This window comes from Corallococcus sp. AB032C, from assembly GCF_003668935.1.
Taxonomy (GTDB): Bacteria; Myxococcota; Myxococcia; order Myxococcales; family Myxococcaceae; genus Corallococcus; species Corallococcus exiguus.
In genome coordinates, this window is the sequence record NZ_RAWP01000004.1 from 58,457 (window position 1) to 76,319 (window position 17,863).

Genomic DNA, 17,863 nt, shown 5'->3' on the forward strand with positions numbered 1-17,863 from the left:
GGTTGTAGGCCTGCTTTGTAAGCTGGCAAAGAATACCAAGCAACCCATGGATAACGGTGACATGGAAGTAGCGTTCCGCGCGCGGTGCGTGACGTGTCGCCAGCACCCTCCCACCGCCCGTCCGCCTGCCTCCCCAGCACTCAAATCGCCAGGAAAGACGGGAAGTTGAGGGGCCGGGCGAGCGCGTGGTACGAACTCCCGTTCAGTCTCCCCCTCTCATTTCCAAAGTGCCTGGAGCCGGCTTCCATGAGCGAGAGCAATGACGTCACGCGGCCTTCGTCCTCCGCATCGGTGCCTCCCCCCGGGGCCCCCGAGGCTGGCGCGGCCCAGACACTCGCCCAGAACGTGAGCACCCTCCCCGTTCCCCAGGCCAGCGCCGAGGATGATGCCCGCGAGCGCATCGCGTCCATGGAGCGCGAGGCCAAGGCGCTCGCCACCACCGAGCCGCAGACCGCCGCCCTCCTCTTCCATGAGGTCGGACTGCTCTGGGAAGAGCCGCTCAAGAACCCTCGCAACGCCGCCGTCGCGTTCCAGAACGCTTACAAGCTGGCGCCCCGGTTCCTCGCCAACATCCGCGCCGCTCGCCGCCTCTTCGCCGACGTCGGCAACTGGCAGATGGTCGTGCAGCTCATCGACGCGGAGCTCATCGCCGCCGAGGACCCTCGTCAGCAGGCGGCCCTCCTCTTCGAGAAGGGGCAGATCCTCGAGGAGCGCCTGTCCCGCGACAACGACGCCGCGGATGCCCTGCGCCAGGCCCTGGACCGCAAGCCCACCGACGTCACCCTCCTCACCCAGCTGGAGTCCGTCTACGCCTCGCGCAACGACGCGGGCGCGCTGGTGGAGATCTACCGGCTGCTCGCCACCGCCGTCGTCCCGCCGTCCCTTCGCGCCCACTACCTCACCTCCGCGGGCATGCTCCTGGAGGAGCGCCTCAAGCAGAAGGACGCGGCCGCCGCTGCGTTCCGTGAGGCCTTCGCGCTCGACCGCTCCGACCCGCTGCTCCAGGCCGCCGTGAAGCGCGTCGCCGAGCGCGAGGGCCGCACCGACGAGCTCCTCTCCGCCCTCCTCTCCGAGGCCGAGGGCCAGGGCTCCCAGGGCGCTCCCGCGTACCTCCACATCGCCAAGGTGCATGACCGCCTGGGCCGCAAGGACGACGCGCTGTCCGCGCTGCTCGCCGCGCGCCGCGTGAGCCCTCATGAGCCGCTGGTGTTGAGCGCGCTCGCCGGCATCTACGAGACGCAGGGGCGCTTCGAGGAGCTGGCCGACGTGCTGCTCGCGTGGGTGGGCTCCATCAACGACGAGAGCGAGCTCGTCGCCATCAACCTGCGCCTCGCCGCGCTGTACGAGGACGACCTCAAGCGCGACCAGGAGGCCGCCGCCCGCTACCAGGCCATCCTCGCCCGCATCCCCAGCCACGCCGCCGCGCTCGCGGGCCTGGGCAAGCTGTCGTACCGGATGAAGAACTGGGAAGGCCTCGTCGCCGTCTTCGACGCGGAGGTCACCGCCGCCGAGGACGCCAAGGGCAAGGCCGCGCGCATGTACAAGGCGGCCGAGATCCTGGAGGAGCGCCTGAGCCGCCAGGAGGACGCCATCGCGCGCTACAACGCGTGCCTCCAGCTCCAGCCGGGCTACCTCCCCGCGCAGAAGGCCCTCACCCGCCTCTACGAGCGCCAGGGCCGCTTCGCGGAGCTGGTGTCGATGTTCGAGCAGGACCTGCTCCAGACGTCCGACCGTGATCAGGTCATCACCACGCTCAACAAGATGGCGGTCATCTACGAGGACCGCCTGGGTGACCTGGACCACGCCATCGAGTGCATGAAGCGCATCCTCGACCTGGCGTCGGATCACCTGCCCACGCTGCGCAACCTGGCCCGCCTCTACGAGCGCGCCGGACGCTACCGCGAGCTGCTGGAGACCAACGACCTGGAGGCGTCGTTCGCCGGGGACACCAAGCAGGTGCTGTCGCTGCTCCACCGCAACGCGGAGATCCTCGACGAGCACCTGAAGGACCGCGTGGGCGCCATCACCGCGTATGAGCGCGTGCTCGCGCTGTCGCCCTCGTACCTGCCCGCGCTCAAGGCCCTGGGCCGGCTGTACGCGCAGGACACCCGGTGGGAGAAGCTCATCGACATGTACCGCGCGGAGTCGGAGATCTCTCCCTCCACCGACGCGGCCGCCGCGCTCATCTACAAGATTGGCGAGCTGTACGAGCACCGCCTCAAGCAGGAGAACGAGGCGCTGGCGTCGTACCAGGAGGCGCTGATGCTGGCGCCCAGCTACTTCCCGGCACTGCGCGCGCTGGCCCGCATCCACCGCGCCCACGAAGCGTGGGAGAGCCTGGTGGAGGTGCTGCGCGCGGACGCCGCCAACCGCACGGATCCGCTGGAGCGCGCCAACGCCCTCTACCAGGCCGCCGCCATCTGGGAGGACCAGCTGGGCCGCCCGGAGCTGGCCATCGAGGGCTACCAGGAAGTCCTTCGCCTCACGCCGGGCCACGCAGCCACGCTGCGCGCGCTGGAGCGCCTGTACGTCGCGCAGGACAACGTGAAGGAGCTGGTGTCCATCCTCGACCGCGAGACGCAGGTGGGCCAGACGCCCGCGGCCAAGGTGACGGCGTACCTCAAGCTCGCGCGGCTGTACCTGGACCGCTTCCAGGAGCCGTCCCGCGCCGCGCAGTGCTGCGAGTCCGTGCTGGGCCTGGAGGCCGGCAACCTCACCGCCCTCATGTTGCTGGAGCGCATCCGCGTGTCGGACCGCGTCCGCCGCGCGGAGCTGCGCGCCCGCATCGCCGAGCGCGTCACCGACACGCGCCTGTCCAGCGCCCTGCGCATCCTGGCCGCCGCGGATCAGGAGAAGGGCCCGCCCTCCGAGCGCACCCTGGAGGTCTACCAGCGCGCCTTCGACGCGGACCCTTCCGACGCGCGCCTCGCCTTCGGACTGGAGCGCGTGCTGCGCCAGAGCGGTGACACCGCCGGCCTGTCGCGCATGTACGGCATGCGGCTGGCCGTCACCACCGACGCCACGGAGGCGCTGGAGCTGCTCCTGCGCGCCGCCGAGCTGGCGGAGAAGAACCCCGACCAGCAGCAGGCCGCCGCGCTGTACCTGCAGGCGCTGGAGCTCCAGGCGCAGTGCCTCCCCGCGCTCCAGGGCGCCCGCCGCGTGGCCCTGCGCCGGGGCGACTTCGCCACCGCGCGCACCATGATGGAGACCGAGGCCCGCGCGAGCCGCGACACCAAGAGCGCCATCGAGGGCTTCGTCGCCGCCGCGAAGCTCGCGGCCCAGAAGCTCAACGATCCGGACGGCGCCTCGGCCCTCTACCGCCTGGCGCTGGAGCGCGACCCGCTGCACCCGGGCGCGGCCACCGGCCTGGAGGAGCTGCTCGCGCAGCGCGGCGGTTCCTCCGACCTCGCGGCCTTGCACGAGCGGCGCGCGGAGGCCCGGCTCGCGCAGCGCGACGTGGAGGCCGCCGCGGCGGCGTACGTCACCGCGGCCCGGCTGCACAACGTGGCCCTGGGTGACCGGGCCCGTGCGCTCGAGGTGCTGGAGAAGGCCCTGGCGGCCAAGCCCGGCTTCCCCGACGCACTGGAGACTCGCGGCCTGCTCCTGCTGGAGGCGCAGCAGTACGCGGAGGCCGCGCAGATGCTCGGCCAGCGCGTGCAGCAGGGCGGTGACCCTCGCGTGCTCGCGCAGCACCACCTGACGCTGGGCGCGCTCTACCAGCAGCACCTCAACGACCCGGGCCGCGCGGCGGCGCACCTCCAGACGGCGCTGGCCACCCTGCCCCGCCACCCGGAGGCGCTGGAGCGGCTGGCCACGGTGTACGCACAGGGCCGCAACTTCGGCGGCGCGGTGGACTGCCTGCGGCGGCTGTTGGATCAGGACCTGCCCAACGACGCCCGCGCGCGCTTCACCGTGGAGCTGGCGCGCATCCACGAAGAGGGCCTGGGCGACGTCGCCTCCGCCACGGCGCTCTACAAGAAGGCGCTGGAGCTGACGCCGGGCGAGCCCGCGCTGGTGGACCGGCTGGTGGCCCTCTACGAGCGCCAGCGCAACCTGCCGGAGCTGGCGCAGATGCTGGAGGCCCAGGCCGCGGCCACCGTGTCCACGGACGTCAAGCGCGCGGCGTCCCTGCGCATGCGCGTGGCGAGCTTCTACGCGGGCCCCCTGACCGAGCCGGCTCGCGCCACCGTCATCTACCGGCAGCTCGTGGAGCAGGATCCGCAGAACCTCCAGGCGCGCGCCGCGCTGGCGGACCTGTATGGCCGCGACATGGCCAGCTTCCCGCTCGCCATCGAAGAGCACCGTCAGATCCTGCGGCAGGACCCCGCTCGCGTGGACAGCCTGCATGCGCTGTTCAAGCTGTGGGATGCCCAGAAGCAGCAGGACAAGACGTTCGCCGTCGCCGCGGTGCTGACCTTCATGCGCGCCACCAACGAGGTGGAGCAGGCCTTCTACTCGGAGGCCCGCGCCCGGCAGCCGCAGGAACCGCGTGAAGCGCTGCCCGCCGCGGACGTGGACACCGTCCTCATGCACCCGGCCGCGCGCGGCCCGCTGACGGACCTGCTGCGCGCCATGGGTGAGCACCTGGGCAAGGTGTACCCGCCGCAGTTCGAGATGCTCGGCGTCAACCCGAAGCAGGACAAGCTCAAGCCGGACTCGGCCGTGTTCAAGGCCGTGCGCGCGGTGGCGCAGACCTTCGGCGTGGAGGAGTTCGAGGTCTACCTCGCCCGGCGCGGCATGCTGCAGCCGGAGACGACGGAGCCCCTGTCCCTGTGCGTGGGCCAGGACGTGGTGCGCCGCTTCAACGCCCGTGAGCAGAAGTTCCTCATCGGCAAGGCGGTGCTGGGCCTGCTCAACAAGACGGCCGTCCTCTCCAAGCTGTCCCAGGGCGAGACGGTGGACCTGTTCGGCAACGCCATCCGCGTCCACGCGCAGCAGTTCAACGGCCTGGGCCGGCGCAACGACGAGATGACGAAGCAGCTCAAGAAGGCCTTCAACCGCAAGGCGATGAAGGCGTCGGAAGGCCCCGCGCAGACGCTGTCCGAGCAGTCGAAGATCGACGTCGCGACGGTGGTGGACGCGCTCGGCTTCTCGGCGGACCGCGCGGGCCTGCTCGTCTGCGGCGACCCCTCCGTGGGCCTCACCATGGTGCTGCGCGAGGATCCGAACGTGGTGGCCAACCGCCAGGACGGCACCACCGACGACATCCTCAAAGCGGTGCGCGAGCGCGCGGACCTGAAGGCCCTGCTGTCGTGGCTGCTGACGGACGACTTCTTCCGCCTGCGTCAGCGCATCGGCCTGTCGCTGTAATCGCCGCGCTACTCCCGGCGGACCAGCGAGTCCGCCGGGAACCCCGCGAGCAGCCGGCCCACGGCGTCGTCCACGTGGGCCCGCTCCGGGGCCTCCACCGTCACCTTCACGCGGTAGTCCATGGCCGCGTCGAAGACGGGATAGGAGCCGATGGCCACGTGGGGCATGTCCAGCGCCACGCGGTCCAGCACGGCGGCCAGGGCGCTCTCGCCCAGGTTGAAATACAGGTTGACCAGGTGCACCGGCGTGCCGCTGAGCCGTGAGAGCACCGTCTCCAGCTGCAGCCGGAAGAGCTGTGGCACCCCGGGCAGCAGGAACATGTCCCCCACCGTCAGCACGGGGAACCACATGCCCGGCTGGGCCAGGAGCACCGCGCCCTCGGGAGCATCCGCCAGGCGCAGCGACTCCGGCGTCACGGGCGACGTGCCCGCGCGGGCCTGGATGGCCGACACCATCTCCGGCAGGCGCACCACGGGCCGGCCCAGCGCGAGCGCCACCGCGCGCACGGTGACGTCGTCATGGGTGGGGCCAATGCCGCCGCTGGTGAAGACGTAGCGGGCCTTGCGCCGGGCGCGGGACACCGCGTCCACGATGGCGTCCACGTCGTCCAGGATGGTCTCCACCGAGACGAGCGGGATGCCCAACTCCCGCAGCCGCTGGATGAGGTGGGGGCCATTTTCGTCCTTCACCTTCGCGGTGAGGACCTCGTTGCCAATGATGATCGCCGCCGCGCCGGTCCGCTCCATGGAACCGGGGAGTCTACTCCAACGGACCCCGGGGGTGGACTCACGCGGTGCGCTGTCCCGGACCCGTGCTGTCCTGGAGTCAGCAAGGGGGGACGGACATCCTGCGCGCATGGACTCCACCGAGACCCGGGACGCGATCCGCGCGTCCGTGCGTGCCCTGTGCAACCGCTTCCCTCCGAAGTACTGGCGCACCCTCGACGCGGAGCGTGAATACCCTCACGACTTCGTCAAGGCCCTCACGGAGGCCGGGCTGCTGGCCGCGCTCATCCCCGCGGAGTACGGCGGCGCGGGGCTGGGCCTGCGCGAAGCGGCGGTCGTGCTGGGGGAGATCAACCACTTCGGTGGAAATGCGTCCGCGTGTCATGCGCAGATGTACGTGATGAACGTGCTCTTGCGGCACGGCTCCGCGGAGCAGAAGCAGCGATACCTCCCGGAGCTCGCCGCGGGCCGTCTGCGGCTCCAGGCGTTCGCGGTGACGGAGCCGAACTCGGGCTCGGACACCACCGCCATCGAGACAACGGCGGTCCGGCGCGGCGACCGCTACGTGGTGAACGGGCAGAAGATCTTCATCTCGCGCGTGCTCCAGTCCGACCTGATGTTGCTGCTCGCGCGGACGACGCCCCGCGCGGAGGTGCGCAAGAAGACGGACGGGATGAGCGTGTTCCTGCTCGACCTGCGGAAGACGCAGGGCATGGAGGTCCGGCCCATCCGGACCATGCTCAACCATGCGACGAACGCGCTGTTCTTCGAGAACGTCGAAGTGCCCGTCGAGGGGCTGATCGGCGAAGAGGGCAAGGGCTTCTCGTACATCCTGGATGGCATGAACGCGGAGCGGGTGCTCGTCGCATCGGAGGCCATCGGGGATGGCCGCTGGTTCATCGAGAAGGCCGTCACCTATGCGCAGGAGCGCTCCGTGTTCGGCAAGCCCATTGGAGCCAATCAGGGCGTGCAGTTCCCCATCGCGAAGGCGCACACGGCGCTCACGGCCGCGAACCTGCTGACGGAGCAGGCCGCGACGCTCTTCGACGGACACCAGCCCTGCGGGGCCGAAGCGAACATGGCGAAGTACCTGGCCGCCGAAGCCGCCTGGGAGGCCGCCAACGCCTGCATGGACACCTACGGAGGCTACGGCTTCGCCGAGGAGTACGACGTGGAGCGCAAGTTCCGCGAGGTGCGCCTGTTCATCAACGCCCCCGTGAGCCGGAACATGGCCCTGTCGTACATCAGCCAGCACGTCCTCGGGCTGCCCCGCTCGTTCACATAGCGCCGGGAGGCGTGTCCCGGCCCTCGCGGACGTGGACCACGACCTTGCCGATGGCGCGTCGCTCCGCGAGGGTGCGCAGCCCGTCGGCGGTCTGCGCCAGGGGCAACCGGAGGGTGATGCGCGGGAGGATGCGGCCCTGCGAGTACCAGGCGAAGAGCTGCTCCATGGTTTCGCGGAGCGCCGCCGGGTCGTGGTAGCGGAAGTAGCGCAACGACGACCCCAGCACCGCGCGGTGCTTCACGAGCAACCGGTGCGCGGGGATGCTCGGGGCCTGTCCCGCCGCGAAGCCTACGAGCACGTAGCGGCCCCCCCATCCCAGCGTCGAGAGCGCCGGGTCGAAGAGCGGGCCACCGACCGGATCGAAGCAGACACTCACACCGGACGAACCCGCGGCGGAGAGGACCTGCTCCTTCCAGTCTCCGTCAGCGTGGCGGATGACGTGGTCCGCGCCCGCTTCACGAGCGCTGGCGAGCTTGTCCGGAGTGCTCGCGACCGCGATGACGGTGGCCCCCAGTGCCTTGCCCAGTTGCACGGCCGCGAGCCCCACACCCCCACTGGCGCCCAGCACGAGGAGCACCTCCGACGGCTTCAGGTGGGCGACGCGGATCAGCGCCAGGGCGGTGCTCACGTAGGCGCTGGTCAGCGCGGCGGCGACATCGAAGGAGACGCCCGCCGGCAGCAGGAAGGTCTCCCTCAAGGAGGCTACTGCCTGCTCGGCATAGCCCCCGTGCCACAGGATGGCCACGACGCGGTCTCCAGGTTGGAAGCCCGAGCCTTCGGGTGCGCTGGCGATGGTGCCCGCTGCCTCCAGGCCTGGAACGAAGGGCAGTGCGGGCCGGGTCTGATAGGTCCCTCCAATCATGAGGAGGTCGGCGAAGTTCACGCTGCAGGCGTGTACGTCGATCTTCACTTCGTCGGGCTCCGGAACGGGCTCGGGTGCATCCGCGAGGGTGAGCCGCTCGGGCCCGCCCCACGTCCCACAGACGATCGCGCGCATGTCATCACTCCTGGATGGAAGGGGCCGCGAGGCTTCGCCAGAGGTCGTCGTTCGCGGGCAGGCCCGACGCCTCGGTCACCAACTGTTCGAGCTGGTCCGGGCTGCGCGCGCCGACGAGGATCGACGTCACGAAGGGACAGTGCGCCAGCCACCAGGTGGCCAGGCCCGACGGAGACAGCGAGTGTGCGGCGGCCGTCGCCTTGAGCTGTTCGACGCGGGCCGCGTTCTCCGGAGTCCAGGCCTTCGAGTAGAGGTCCCTGCGCTGTCCGATGCGCGTGCCTTCCGGAATGTCACCCGCGATGGAGTACCTGCCGCTCAGCAGGCCGCCCGCCAGTGGCGAATACGGCGTGTACTGGAGCCCCAGGTTCGCGCAGGCCTCCAGCACGCCGTTCTGTGCGTCATCCTGCTCCAGCAGGTTGAAGCGGTTCTGGACCCAGCCGAATCCCACCGGGCCTCCTGAGCGAGGAGCAGCACAGCGCAAGAGGTCGCTGGCGGTCACGTTCGACAGGCCGAAGCGGCGGACCTTGCCCGCCCTCACGAGGGACTGAAAGGTGTCCAGAACATCGTCCCAAGGCGTGGCCGGATCCGGAACATGCGCCAGGTAGAAGTCGAGCGTGTCGACGCGGAGCCGTGCCAGCGACCGGTCCACCTCCGCGAACACGTGCTTCCGTCCGAGCCCGCCGCGAAGGCCCACCTTGGACGAGATGAGCACCCGGTCCCGCATCGCGGCGCCACGCGACGCCAGCCACGCGCCGATGATGGCCTCACTGGCTCCGTCCGCGTAGGTGCCTGCCGTGTCGATGAGGTTGATCCCCAGCGCCACCGCGCGATCCAGGAGCGCATGCGCTTCAGCTTCGCTCTCCCCCTGCCCCAGCAGCTTCCGGGAGCTTCCGATGCCACCGAAGTTGGCCGCCCCCAGCGCGAAGACCGACACGTCGATGCCGCCAAGCTTGCGGTAGATCACGTCCGCCACACCTCCGGAAAGGGCAACGCCAGGTCCCCCTCCCCCGCACCGGAGGAAGCAGGCTGGCCTAGCAACGTGAAGTGCGCCGTGTAGGTCGCGGCAGGCTCGCCCTCGTCAACGAAGACCTGCGACGTCGCCGTGATCCGCACCTTGCCGCCCTGACGAAGCGTGTCGGCCTCCAGCGCGGGCAACGTGTCACAGCGGGCCCGGTAGTCGCACGTGATGGGCCGGTGGATGGCGAACTCACAGCGGCGAAGGAGGATCTGCACGGCGAGCCGCTCTTCCCACGCGGCTCGAACAAGCAACAACCAGGGAGCAAGCCCCGCGGAGGTGAACACCCCTGGACCGAAGGCCGTCCCCCGGTGGTTGAGCGAAGGCCCCAGCGGCGCTGTGAGCACGATGCGTCCGGGCTCGAACGCCTCGAAGTGGATCCCGAGGAACTTCGTCATCGGGATCCGCGCATGGAGGTCTGTCGCCAGGCGATTGAGGACACCGTCCCGCTCGTCGAATGAGGGGAGGCTCATGCGCCAGTCTCCTGGAGGTCGGGCCCGGCTTCGATCACGACGTGGTAGTGGGTGCCCCCGCTTCCAGCAGCGTTGACGCCCGCGAAGCGCGCCTCCTTCAGCTCTTGCGGCTCCGTGAAGACACGAAGGTTGTCGCACGCGCCAACGAGCGGGGTCGTCACTCCCAGGGTCGCCGGCATCCGCTTCGCGCCCAACGTGAACAGCGCCTTCATCAGGCTCGCGGCTCCCGCGGCCGCACCGGTGTGACCGATGTTCGGCGTGACTGCTCCCAGTGGAAGCGGCCTGGCTCGCGCGGTACCGAGCGTCCGTCCCAGAGCCGCAAGCTCCGCGCGGTCGCTGGCGGGATGCCCACTGCCGAAGCACTCCACGAAGGCGAGCGCGTCCGCAGACACGTCACACCGTGACCAGGCGCGCCGGATGGCCAGGCTCATCGCGGGCTCGGAGACGAGCCCGTGGTCCTCGGGCGTTCCGAACGCACTCCCGACCGCACGGATGATCCCGAGCACCGGCTCCCCACGCTCCCGCGCGTCGGACAAGCGCCGCAGAAGGCACACTGTGGCGCCTTCTCCAGGCAGATATCCGTCGGAGGCCGCGTCGAACACGGTCGGTGTGTCCCGTTGGGACAGAAGTCCCATCGCGCCTTCGTCAGCCATGCGCGTGACTCCGATCCGCATGTCCGCGGTCGCCCAGAACACCGCGTCCGCCTCACGCGAAGCCAACCGGCTGCATGCGACCTCGAGTCCGCCCATGGACGCCGCCGCGCCTCCTGCTTCGATGGCGCAGGTCGGGCCGGTCAGGTCGAACGCTCGGGCAATCCTCGCCGCCATGAAGCTGGGCGACAGGTTGAACAGGCTGCCGGCCCACAGTTCTGGCAGGTCGATCGACAGGCGCTTCATCGCCGCGCGCACGGTCCGGGCCACGCCCTTGGGGTCCTTGCCCGTCTCGAGCAACACGCGCTGGAGGTGCTCCTCGATCTCCGGCAGACGTGCGGCGGCGACCTGAAGCAGTCCGTACTCGCTGCAGTGCTCCGCGGAGACGACCACCGGGATGTTGCTTCCCCGTTCGATGGAGACCTTCGCTGCCGCGCTTCGCGCCAGGTCCACCAGCAGGTAGTGGAGCGGATCATGCCGGAGGATGTCGGCCGGTCGTTCGTCGTACCGGCTGGCGTTGCCAGTGAAGCGGGATGCGTCCAGGTCCAGCGGCGCCCCGAGCCCGAACGGCAGCCTCCGGAAGGCCCGGCGGCCGTGGAGCAGGTTCGTCCACAGCGTGGCAAGGTCGGGAGCGTCCGCGAACGCACCGGCCATCCCAACGATGGCGATGGGTTCGTCGCTCCTCGCGGGGAGCCTCCGCGCGCCCCGAAGCAACGCCTGGGCTCGCGCGGGGGCAGGCCGGTCCTCCACCACCGCGTGGTAGTTCTGGCCTCCGCTCGCGATGGCGCTGACGCCTCCCATGCGCGGTTGCTCACCCGCTGGCCACGACCGGGCGGTCTTCTCGACCTCGATGAGCCCTCCCGGTTCGAGCAGGCTTCGAGGCTTGTCCCCGTGCACCGGCCCCGGAATGGCTCCGGACTCGAACAGGGCCAGCAGCGCGACCAGATTCGCCAGGCCTGAAGCTTCCTTCGCATGCCCCAGGTTCCCCTTGATCGACATCACGGGCACCGGCGACGCGGGTTGAGCCGCCTCCCCGTGCGCCTTCAGTGCGCGATCAAAGACCTTCGCCTCCACGGCGTCACCGGCCCGCGTCCCCGTGCCGTGCGCGAGGATCACCCCCAGCTCCCGAGGCTCCACGCCTGCCTGGTCGAGCGCACGCTCCACGGCCAGCCCGTGGCCGCGTGGATTCGGGACCAGCATGTACGCCTCAGCCGCGCCGTCGTTCGCCCCGCCGACGCCACGAATCACCCCGTGGATGGGGAGTCGCTCCTGGACGGCCCGCTCCAGGCTCGTGAGCACCAACAGCACCACGCCGTCGGAGATGACCGTGCCGTTCCCCTTCTGGGCGAACGGGAAACAGCCCTCGGACGACAGGAGGCGTGAGTTCGAATAGAGGACCTGGTTCACCGTGTCGACGTAGGACAGCGCGCCCGCGATGGCCCACGGCGCTCCCTTCGCGAGCTCCCGCGCCGCCAGTTCGATCGCGGCCAGACCGCCGGTGCAGTTCCCATCCACGAGCAGCGCCTTCTCCGTGGTGCCCAGCGCCTCCGCGATGGCGCTCGCGAGCCGATGCGTGGCGCGCTCCCTCGGGTCCTCCACGAAGTCCGGCCCGAACGAGTCCCGGAGCGACTGGCGCACCTTCCGGGTGAGGTCCGTCAGCTCCTGATGGGAGAACTCGTTCGGATGCGCGCCGTGCACGAGATACGGCTGGAGCTGGCCCGCCACGGCCAGCACCGCGGCGTCGTAGAGCCCGTGGCCACCACCGCGTGAATGCGCGAGGAACACCGGCACGGGCTGCCCACCCAGCGAGCCAGGCTCCAGCCCCGCCGAGGCCAGGGCCTGGTGCGCCGTCTCCACCACCCACCGGTGCGGAACCTTCGACGGCTCCACGACGCCACCCAGCAGCGTGGAGGTCCGCGCCACGCCCACGGACGCTGAAGGCTCCAGATACAGGGCCCGGGGAATGCGCTCCTCCGGCCACTGGCCATACGTCGTCTTCCCCCCGTGAAGCACCTCCGCCAGCTCATCGAGTGTGCGAGCGCCAGGCAACGCAAACGCAAAACCAGAGATCGCCACCGGCGCGACCCCATCCAGTTTTCCTCTCCGCATTGCCATTCAATGTAAGGCCATGATCCGGATGCGTCCACGACCAGCCGAATCACACACATCCTTGCCGACCCAGCGAAATCCTACCCGACGCATGTAAAGGGTTGCCCCAGAGAGACGCCGCCGTCCTCCTGTGAGCGTCGTTCCGGGCCTTGATAGCGGGTGATACCCTCTCAAGCTGCGCGCCCCATCCAAAACACCACCAACGGCAAATTCCAGGACGGGTTGACTCCAGGATTTTGCATCAGTATATCAAGACAGACATCGCGGCCCATTGATCAGCCATTGGCTGCCGCCCCATCTCCCTCATCCCCTGGACAGACCATGAAAAGACTCGATCCGAGCCGTCTCAAGGATTCGTTCATCAATGTCTCCACCTTCCCGGCGGACCTGGGAGAAGGCCGCTCGGCGGCTCCTGCTGGCGCGCTGCTCGACGCCGTGGTGGAGGCCGTGGAGAAGAAGAACGGGTTCGCGGTGGTGTTCGGCGTGAACAAGCTGCTCGCGGATCGCGGGCTGGACATCCACACCGAGTCCGGCGCCGCGCTGGCCCGCGACTACCTGGAGGGCGTCTTCCGGGCGATCGCGCCGCGCTTCGATCTGGCCCGCTACAGCCCCACGCCCATCTCCTACGACCGCGTGGCGAAGATGGACGTGGACGGGTTCAACAAGAACCGGAACTTCACGCCCAACAGCGACCACACGGAGAGCCGCGAGTTCGTCACCACGAAGTGCGTCCACTTCGACTCGGCGACGCCGTTCATCGCGAACCTCTACGGCCCCAACCAGAACATCAGCGGCGGCATGCCGATGATCTGCGACACGCGCCGTTTCTGCCAGGACAAGGGCCTGGATCCGCGCTCGCTCATCGAGAACATCCCCAACAACTACAACGTCGCCGTGAAGGCGGAGTTCTCCGAGGAGATCCTTCGCGACTACTCGTTCGCGCTGAAGCTCGACCTGGAGAACGACATCGTGATGATCGTCCTCCACAACGAGGTGGTGGGCGGGCTCGCCCATGCGGCCACCCAGCCGTCGCTCACCGACGCGAGCAAGGCCGCGAAGCGCCCCATCCGCCACGTCGAGTACCAGGTCGCGGGCACCGACGACCTCAGGCGCTGGTACGACTACTACGGCCTGTCGCTGGAGAAGGCGACGAACCACAAGGACGACGCCAACATCACCCGCTTCGTCAGCGGCGAGCTCAACCCGTACCCGAACGTCATCGAGGTGCGGGCATGACCTCGCGACAGCACGCGGAGCGCAACGCGGCGGAGATGAAGGACCTGCTCGCGGACCTGGACGCACGGCCCTGGCCGGACGCCTATGAAGCGGCGCGGGTCCACTACGATTCGCTCGGGCTACCGGTCGCCACGGACATCGGGGTGGAGCCCGTCAGCGTGAACGGCATTCCTGCCCAGTGGCTCACGCCACCGGAGTGCGATCAGGACCGCGCCCTGCTCTTCCTGCACGGCGGCGGCTTCGTCTTCGGCTCGCTCGTGAGCCATGGGCACATGGCCGCGGAGATGGCGCGACAGGCGCGCTGCCGGGTGCTCCAGCTCGACTACCGCCGCGCACCGGAGCACCCCTACCCGGCCGCGCTGGACGACGCGACCAGCGCGTACCGCTGGCTGCTGGAGCGTGGGTTCAAGCCGGGCCACATCTCCATCGCCGGAGACTCCGCGGGTGGCGGCCTGGTGGTCTCCATGCAGGTCAACGCACGGGCCAAGGGGCTTCCGCTCGCGGGCGCCCTGGTGTGCATCTCGTCGTGGTTCAACCTGGGCATCCACGGCGACAGCTACACATCGCGCGAGAAGGCGGACGCGCTCGTCCAGCGCAAGGTGGTGGAGGAGGTCGCCCGGCACTACCTCAATGGGCAGGACGCGCGGCAGCCCACGATTTCCCCCATCCACGCGGACCTCACCGGCTTCCCGCCCCTGCTCATCCAGGTGGGCGAACGGGAGCTGCTCTTCAGCGACTCACAGGCGATGGCGAAGAAGGCCCAGGCCCAGGGCGTGGACGTCACGTTCGAGGAGTGGCCCGACATGGTCCACGTCTGGCACCTGCACTTCCACCGCCTCACCAGTGGCCGCGAGGCGCTCCAGCGCATCGGCCAGTTCGTGACCGACAAGACAGGAGCACGGAAGTGACGACGCCCGGCGACGCGGTGATGGGTCCCCACCTGCACCGCAACAACCAGAAGATGATCCCCGCGAGCGAGAGCGCCTGGGCCGTGGCCCGGGAGTCGAACATGCTCAACATCCGCGTGGAGGCGGTGGACGGCCAGAACCGCCTGCGCGAGGTGGACACCGGGCACGAGTTCGCCAACCTGTGCTCCTGCTCCTACCTGGGGCTCAACAGCCACCCGGACGTCATCCAGGGCGGCATCGACGCGCTGAAGCGCGAGGGAATCACCGGCCTGTCGATGGCGGAGTTCCGCATCCGGCTGGGCCTGATGGAGCAGTTGGAGGAACAGCTCGCGGACCTCTTCGGTGGACCGGTGCTGCCCGCCGTCACCTCCAGCGCGCTCACGGCGGCCATCCTGCCGGTGCTCGGGTCGGGGCACCTGACGGACAGCGAGCCCCTGGTGATGGTGTTCGACAAGTTCGCGCACTTCTCCATGGCGTTCGTGAAGCCCATCGTCGCGGACGAGACGCGGGTGCTGAACTGCCCGCACAACGACATGAACTACCTGGAGGACGTCTGCCGGAAGTATCCGCGCGTGGCATACGTGTGCGACGGCGTCTACTCCACGGGCGGCGCGACGGACCTCCAGGCGCTGCTCACGCTCCAGGAGAAGTACGGCCTCTTCCTCTACCTCGACGACTCGCACTCGCTCTCCACGCAGGGGAAGACCGGCGAGGGCTACATCCGCTCGCGGCTGCGAGAGATGAACGACCGCACGCTGATCATCGCCTCCATCGCCAAGGCGTTCGGCAGCACGGGCGGCATCGCGATGCTCGGCTCCCGCAGGCACTACGACTTCCTCTACCGGACGGGCCCCATGGGCTGGTCCCAGAGCCTGCGGACGGCGGCCATCGGCACCTCCATGGGAAGCATCCAGGTGCACCGAAGCCCGGAGCTGGCGAAGCGGCAGGAGCAGCTCCGCCGGAACATCGCCCTGTTCGACGAGCACATCCAGACCGAGCAGCGCGGCGACGGCCTGCACATCAAGGTCGTGGAGGTGGGTGAGCAGGACAAGGCCGTGAAGCTCTCGCGCGAACTCTACAAGCGAGGCTTCTACTGCTCCGCGGTCTTCTTCCCCATCGTGCCCGTGGGGAAGGCGGGCATCCGGCTCATGTTGCGCGGAGACCTGCCCACGGAGCAGGTCCAGGCGTTCATCGGCCACCTGAAGGAAGTCCTCGCGACGCTGTAGGCGGGGAGCACGCGATGACTGCCTTCCTTCCCCACGATGTCGTCACCGCGCACGGGAACCTGCCCCGGCTCGTGCGCGAGATGGAGGCGGCGCTCACGGAGGGCCTGCACGAGCGCATGCAGATCCCACTGCGCGTCGCGCTCCCCTCCTCTTCCCGGCACGCCGCGTTCGTGTCGATGCCGGCCGTGTCGGAGCACCTGGGCCTCTACATCAACAAGGTGGCGACCCTCTTCGAGCGGTCCGCCACGGATCCGCTGCCCACCATGAACGGCGTGGTGGCGGCGTTCTCCGCGCATACGGGGGAACTGCTCGCGCTGCTCGATGGCGCGGCGGTGACGGAGCTCAAGTGCGCCGCGGTGTCCGCGCTCGTCACGGACTTCTGCGCGCGCACGGATGCCCGGACGCTGGCGGTGGCCGGCACCGGAGCGCAGGCCCGGCAACAGGTGTTGGCGGTCCGCGCGGTCCGTCCCATCCAGGAGGTGCGGCTCTGGGCGAGAAACCCGAACCGGCGCGACGCGTTCACCGCGGAGCTGCGCGCGTCCCTGGGTGAAGTGGTGCACGTCGTCGCCTGTGCGTCGCTCGACGAGGCCCTCCGCGGCGCGGATGTGATTGGCACCGCGACGTCGTCGAAGACGCCGCTGGGGAGCTTCGAGGCCCTCTCCCCCAGCGTGCACATCAACTGCATGGGCGGGCACACCGTGGAGGCCCGGGAGGTGCCGCTCGAACTGCTGCGCACGTCGACGGTGATCGTCGAGGACCTGGCCACCGCGCTCGCGGAGGCCGGGCCGGTGCACGCCAACGCCATCACCCTGGGGCAGCTCGTGCGGAGGGACAGCGGTCCCCTGCGCTCGAGCCGCACCGTCTTCAGCTCGACGGGACACGCCTTCCTGGACGTCCTCACGGTCGCGCACGTGCTGCGTGAACGCGAGCTGAGCCATTGAACCTGGAGGAGCACATGATGAAGGAGCTGCCCCGAATCGATTTGACGTCCGCGACGCCAGGGTCCGAAGCCGAGCGCCATGCGGCGTTCGAGATCGACCGCGCCTGCAAGCAGGTGGGCTTCTTCACCCTGAGCGGTCACGGCATCGCGCCATCGGTCTTCGAGGACGCCTATGGTCTCTCGCGGGCGTTCTTCCGTCAGCCGCTCGAGGCGAAGAACCAGTGCCGGCTGAAGTCCGGCTTCACCATGGCCGCGGACGACTACACGCCCTACGGCTACAGCGGCATGTTGGAGGAGAACGCCTACGCGTACATGGGCCGCAAGGGGCTCCCCAGCGACTACGTGGAGAAGTTCAGCGTGGGCCGGCTCATCGAGAACGACAGCGCGAGCCTGCCGTTCAGCGAGGACGCGGAGGGCCAGAGGCTGCGCGCGGCGCTCAAGGCGTACTTCCGGGAGTGCGAGGCGCTGACAGCCCGGCTCACGGAGCTGTTCAGCATCGCGTTGGATCTGCCCCGGGACTTCTTCGCGAAGAAGACCTCCGCGTCCACCGACTCGCTGCGCTCCCTGCTCTACCCGCGGCTCAACCCGGCGCTGGTCAACGACCAGGGCATGGGCGAGCACACGGACGGGACGCTGCTCACGGTCCTGGCGCAGACGGGCCCTGGAATCCAGGTGAAGGAGCGCGGGGGCGAATGGATCACGCCCACGCTGGAGCGGAGGGATCACCTCATCGTCAACATCGGTGACCTGATGGCCCGCTGGTCCAACGACGAATACGTGTCCACGCCACACCGGGTCGTCCTGTCCGGAGGCGAGCGTCAGTCGCTTGCGTTCTTCAAGCTCGCCAACGACGACGCGCTCATCGAGTGCTTCCCGAAGTTCTGCAAGGACACGCCCGCGAAGTACGAGCCCGTCGTCTACAAGGCCTTCTCCCTCCAGAAGATGAACGCGCTGTTCGGTGTCGACGACGCCGGACGCGCCTGAGGCCC

General features: G+C 69.4%; 12 protein-coding genes. 7 read left to right on the forward strand and 5 right to left on the reverse strand.

Going from position 1 to position 17,863, the window contains the following annotated elements:
* Positions 1–246 precede the first annotated feature (246 nt).
* A complete protein-coding gene (locus D7X99_RS02630) occupies positions 247–5,310 on the forward strand; it encodes a tetratricopeptide repeat protein (protein ID WP_121776334.1) in 5,064 nt (1,687 codons plus the stop codon).
* An 8-nt stretch (positions 5,311–5,318) separates the two neighbouring features.
* Here D7X99_RS02630 and D7X99_RS02635 read toward each other — a convergent pair whose 3' ends face one another.
* Positions 5,319–6,056: a molybdopterin-binding protein gene (locus D7X99_RS02635; protein ID WP_120574216.1), complete on the reverse strand. Its 738-nt coding sequence runs from the start codon at positions 6,054–6,056 to the stop codon at positions 5,319–5,321.
* A gap of 109 nt (positions 6,057–6,165) precedes the next feature.
* On the opposite strand from D7X99_RS02635, the gene D7X99_RS02640 reads away from it, so the two are divergent.
* The gene (locus D7X99_RS02640; RefSeq protein ID WP_120574217.1) at positions 6,166–7,320 is read left to right on the forward strand and encodes an acyl-CoA dehydrogenase family protein; all 1,155 of its coding nucleotides are present in this window, start codon (positions 6,166–6,168) and stop codon (positions 7,318–7,320) included.
* Here D7X99_RS02640 and D7X99_RS02645 read toward each other — a convergent pair.
* From D7X99_RS02645 to D7X99_RS02660, 4 genes are read right to left on the reverse strand one after another with little or no spacing between them, the layout of a single operon-like run.
* On the reverse strand, positions 7,313–8,317 hold the full coding sequence (locus tag D7X99_RS02645) for an NADPH:quinone oxidoreductase family protein (RefSeq protein ID WP_121776335.1): 1,005 nt from the start codon (positions 8,315–8,317) through the stop codon (positions 7,313–7,315). The two genes, D7X99_RS02640 and D7X99_RS02645, sit on opposite strands and share 8 nt — an antisense overlap.
* Positions 8,318–8,321: 4 nt before the next feature.
* Positions 8,322–9,281 (reverse strand): aldo/keto reductase, encoded by a 960-nt coding sequence (locus D7X99_RS02650; protein WP_158626906.1) that lies wholly within the window; start codon positions 9,279–9,281, stop codon positions 8,322–8,324.
* Positions 9,278–9,805 (reverse strand): YiiD C-terminal domain-containing protein, encoded by a 528-nt coding sequence (locus tag D7X99_RS02655; RefSeq protein ID WP_121776337.1) that lies wholly within the window; start codon positions 9,803–9,805, stop codon positions 9,278–9,280. Before D7X99_RS02655 ends, D7X99_RS02650 begins: the two co-directional genes overlap by 4 nt.
* The gene (locus D7X99_RS02660) at positions 9,802–12,570 is read right to left on the reverse strand and encodes a polyketide synthase (RefSeq protein WP_121776338.1); all 2,769 of its coding nucleotides are present in this window, start codon (positions 12,568–12,570) and stop codon (positions 9,802–9,804) included. Before D7X99_RS02660 ends, D7X99_RS02655 begins: the two co-directional genes overlap by 4 nt.
* 315 nt (positions 12,571–12,885) lie before the next feature.
* Between D7X99_RS02660 and D7X99_RS02665 the strand changes: the two genes are divergently transcribed.
* Genes D7X99_RS02665 through D7X99_RS02685 form a run of 5 tightly spaced genes read left to right on the forward strand, consistent with a single transcriptional unit; the run spans position 12,886 to position 17,858 of the window.
* Positions 12,886–13,800: a hypothetical protein gene (locus tag D7X99_RS02665; RefSeq protein WP_121759652.1), complete on the forward strand. Its 915-nt coding sequence runs from the start codon at positions 12,886–12,888 to the stop codon at positions 13,798–13,800.
* Positions 13,797–14,708, forward strand: coding sequence for an alpha/beta hydrolase (locus D7X99_RS02670; protein ID WP_121776339.1), 912 nt, complete (start codon positions 13,797–13,799; stop codon positions 14,706–14,708). Before D7X99_RS02665 ends, D7X99_RS02670 begins: the two co-directional genes overlap by 4 nt.
* Positions 14,705–15,934: an aminotransferase class I/II-fold pyridoxal phosphate-dependent enzyme gene (locus tag D7X99_RS02675; RefSeq protein ID WP_199756313.1), complete on the forward strand. Its 1,230-nt coding sequence runs from the start codon at positions 14,705–14,707 to the stop codon at positions 15,932–15,934. The genes D7X99_RS02670 and D7X99_RS02675 overlap by 4 nt, the downstream gene beginning before the upstream one ends.
* Before the next feature lie 14 nt (positions 15,935–15,948).
* Complete coding sequence (locus D7X99_RS02680; protein WP_121776340.1) at positions 15,949–16,875, forward strand: ornithine cyclodeaminase family protein; 927 nt, start codon at positions 15,949–15,951, stop codon at positions 16,873–16,875.
* Between the two features lie 14 nt (positions 16,876–16,889).
* Positions 16,890–17,858, forward strand: coding sequence for an isopenicillin N synthase family oxygenase (locus D7X99_RS02685; protein WP_121776416.1), 969 nt, complete (start codon positions 16,890–16,892; stop codon positions 17,856–17,858).
* Positions 17,859–17,863 lie beyond the last annotated feature (5 nt).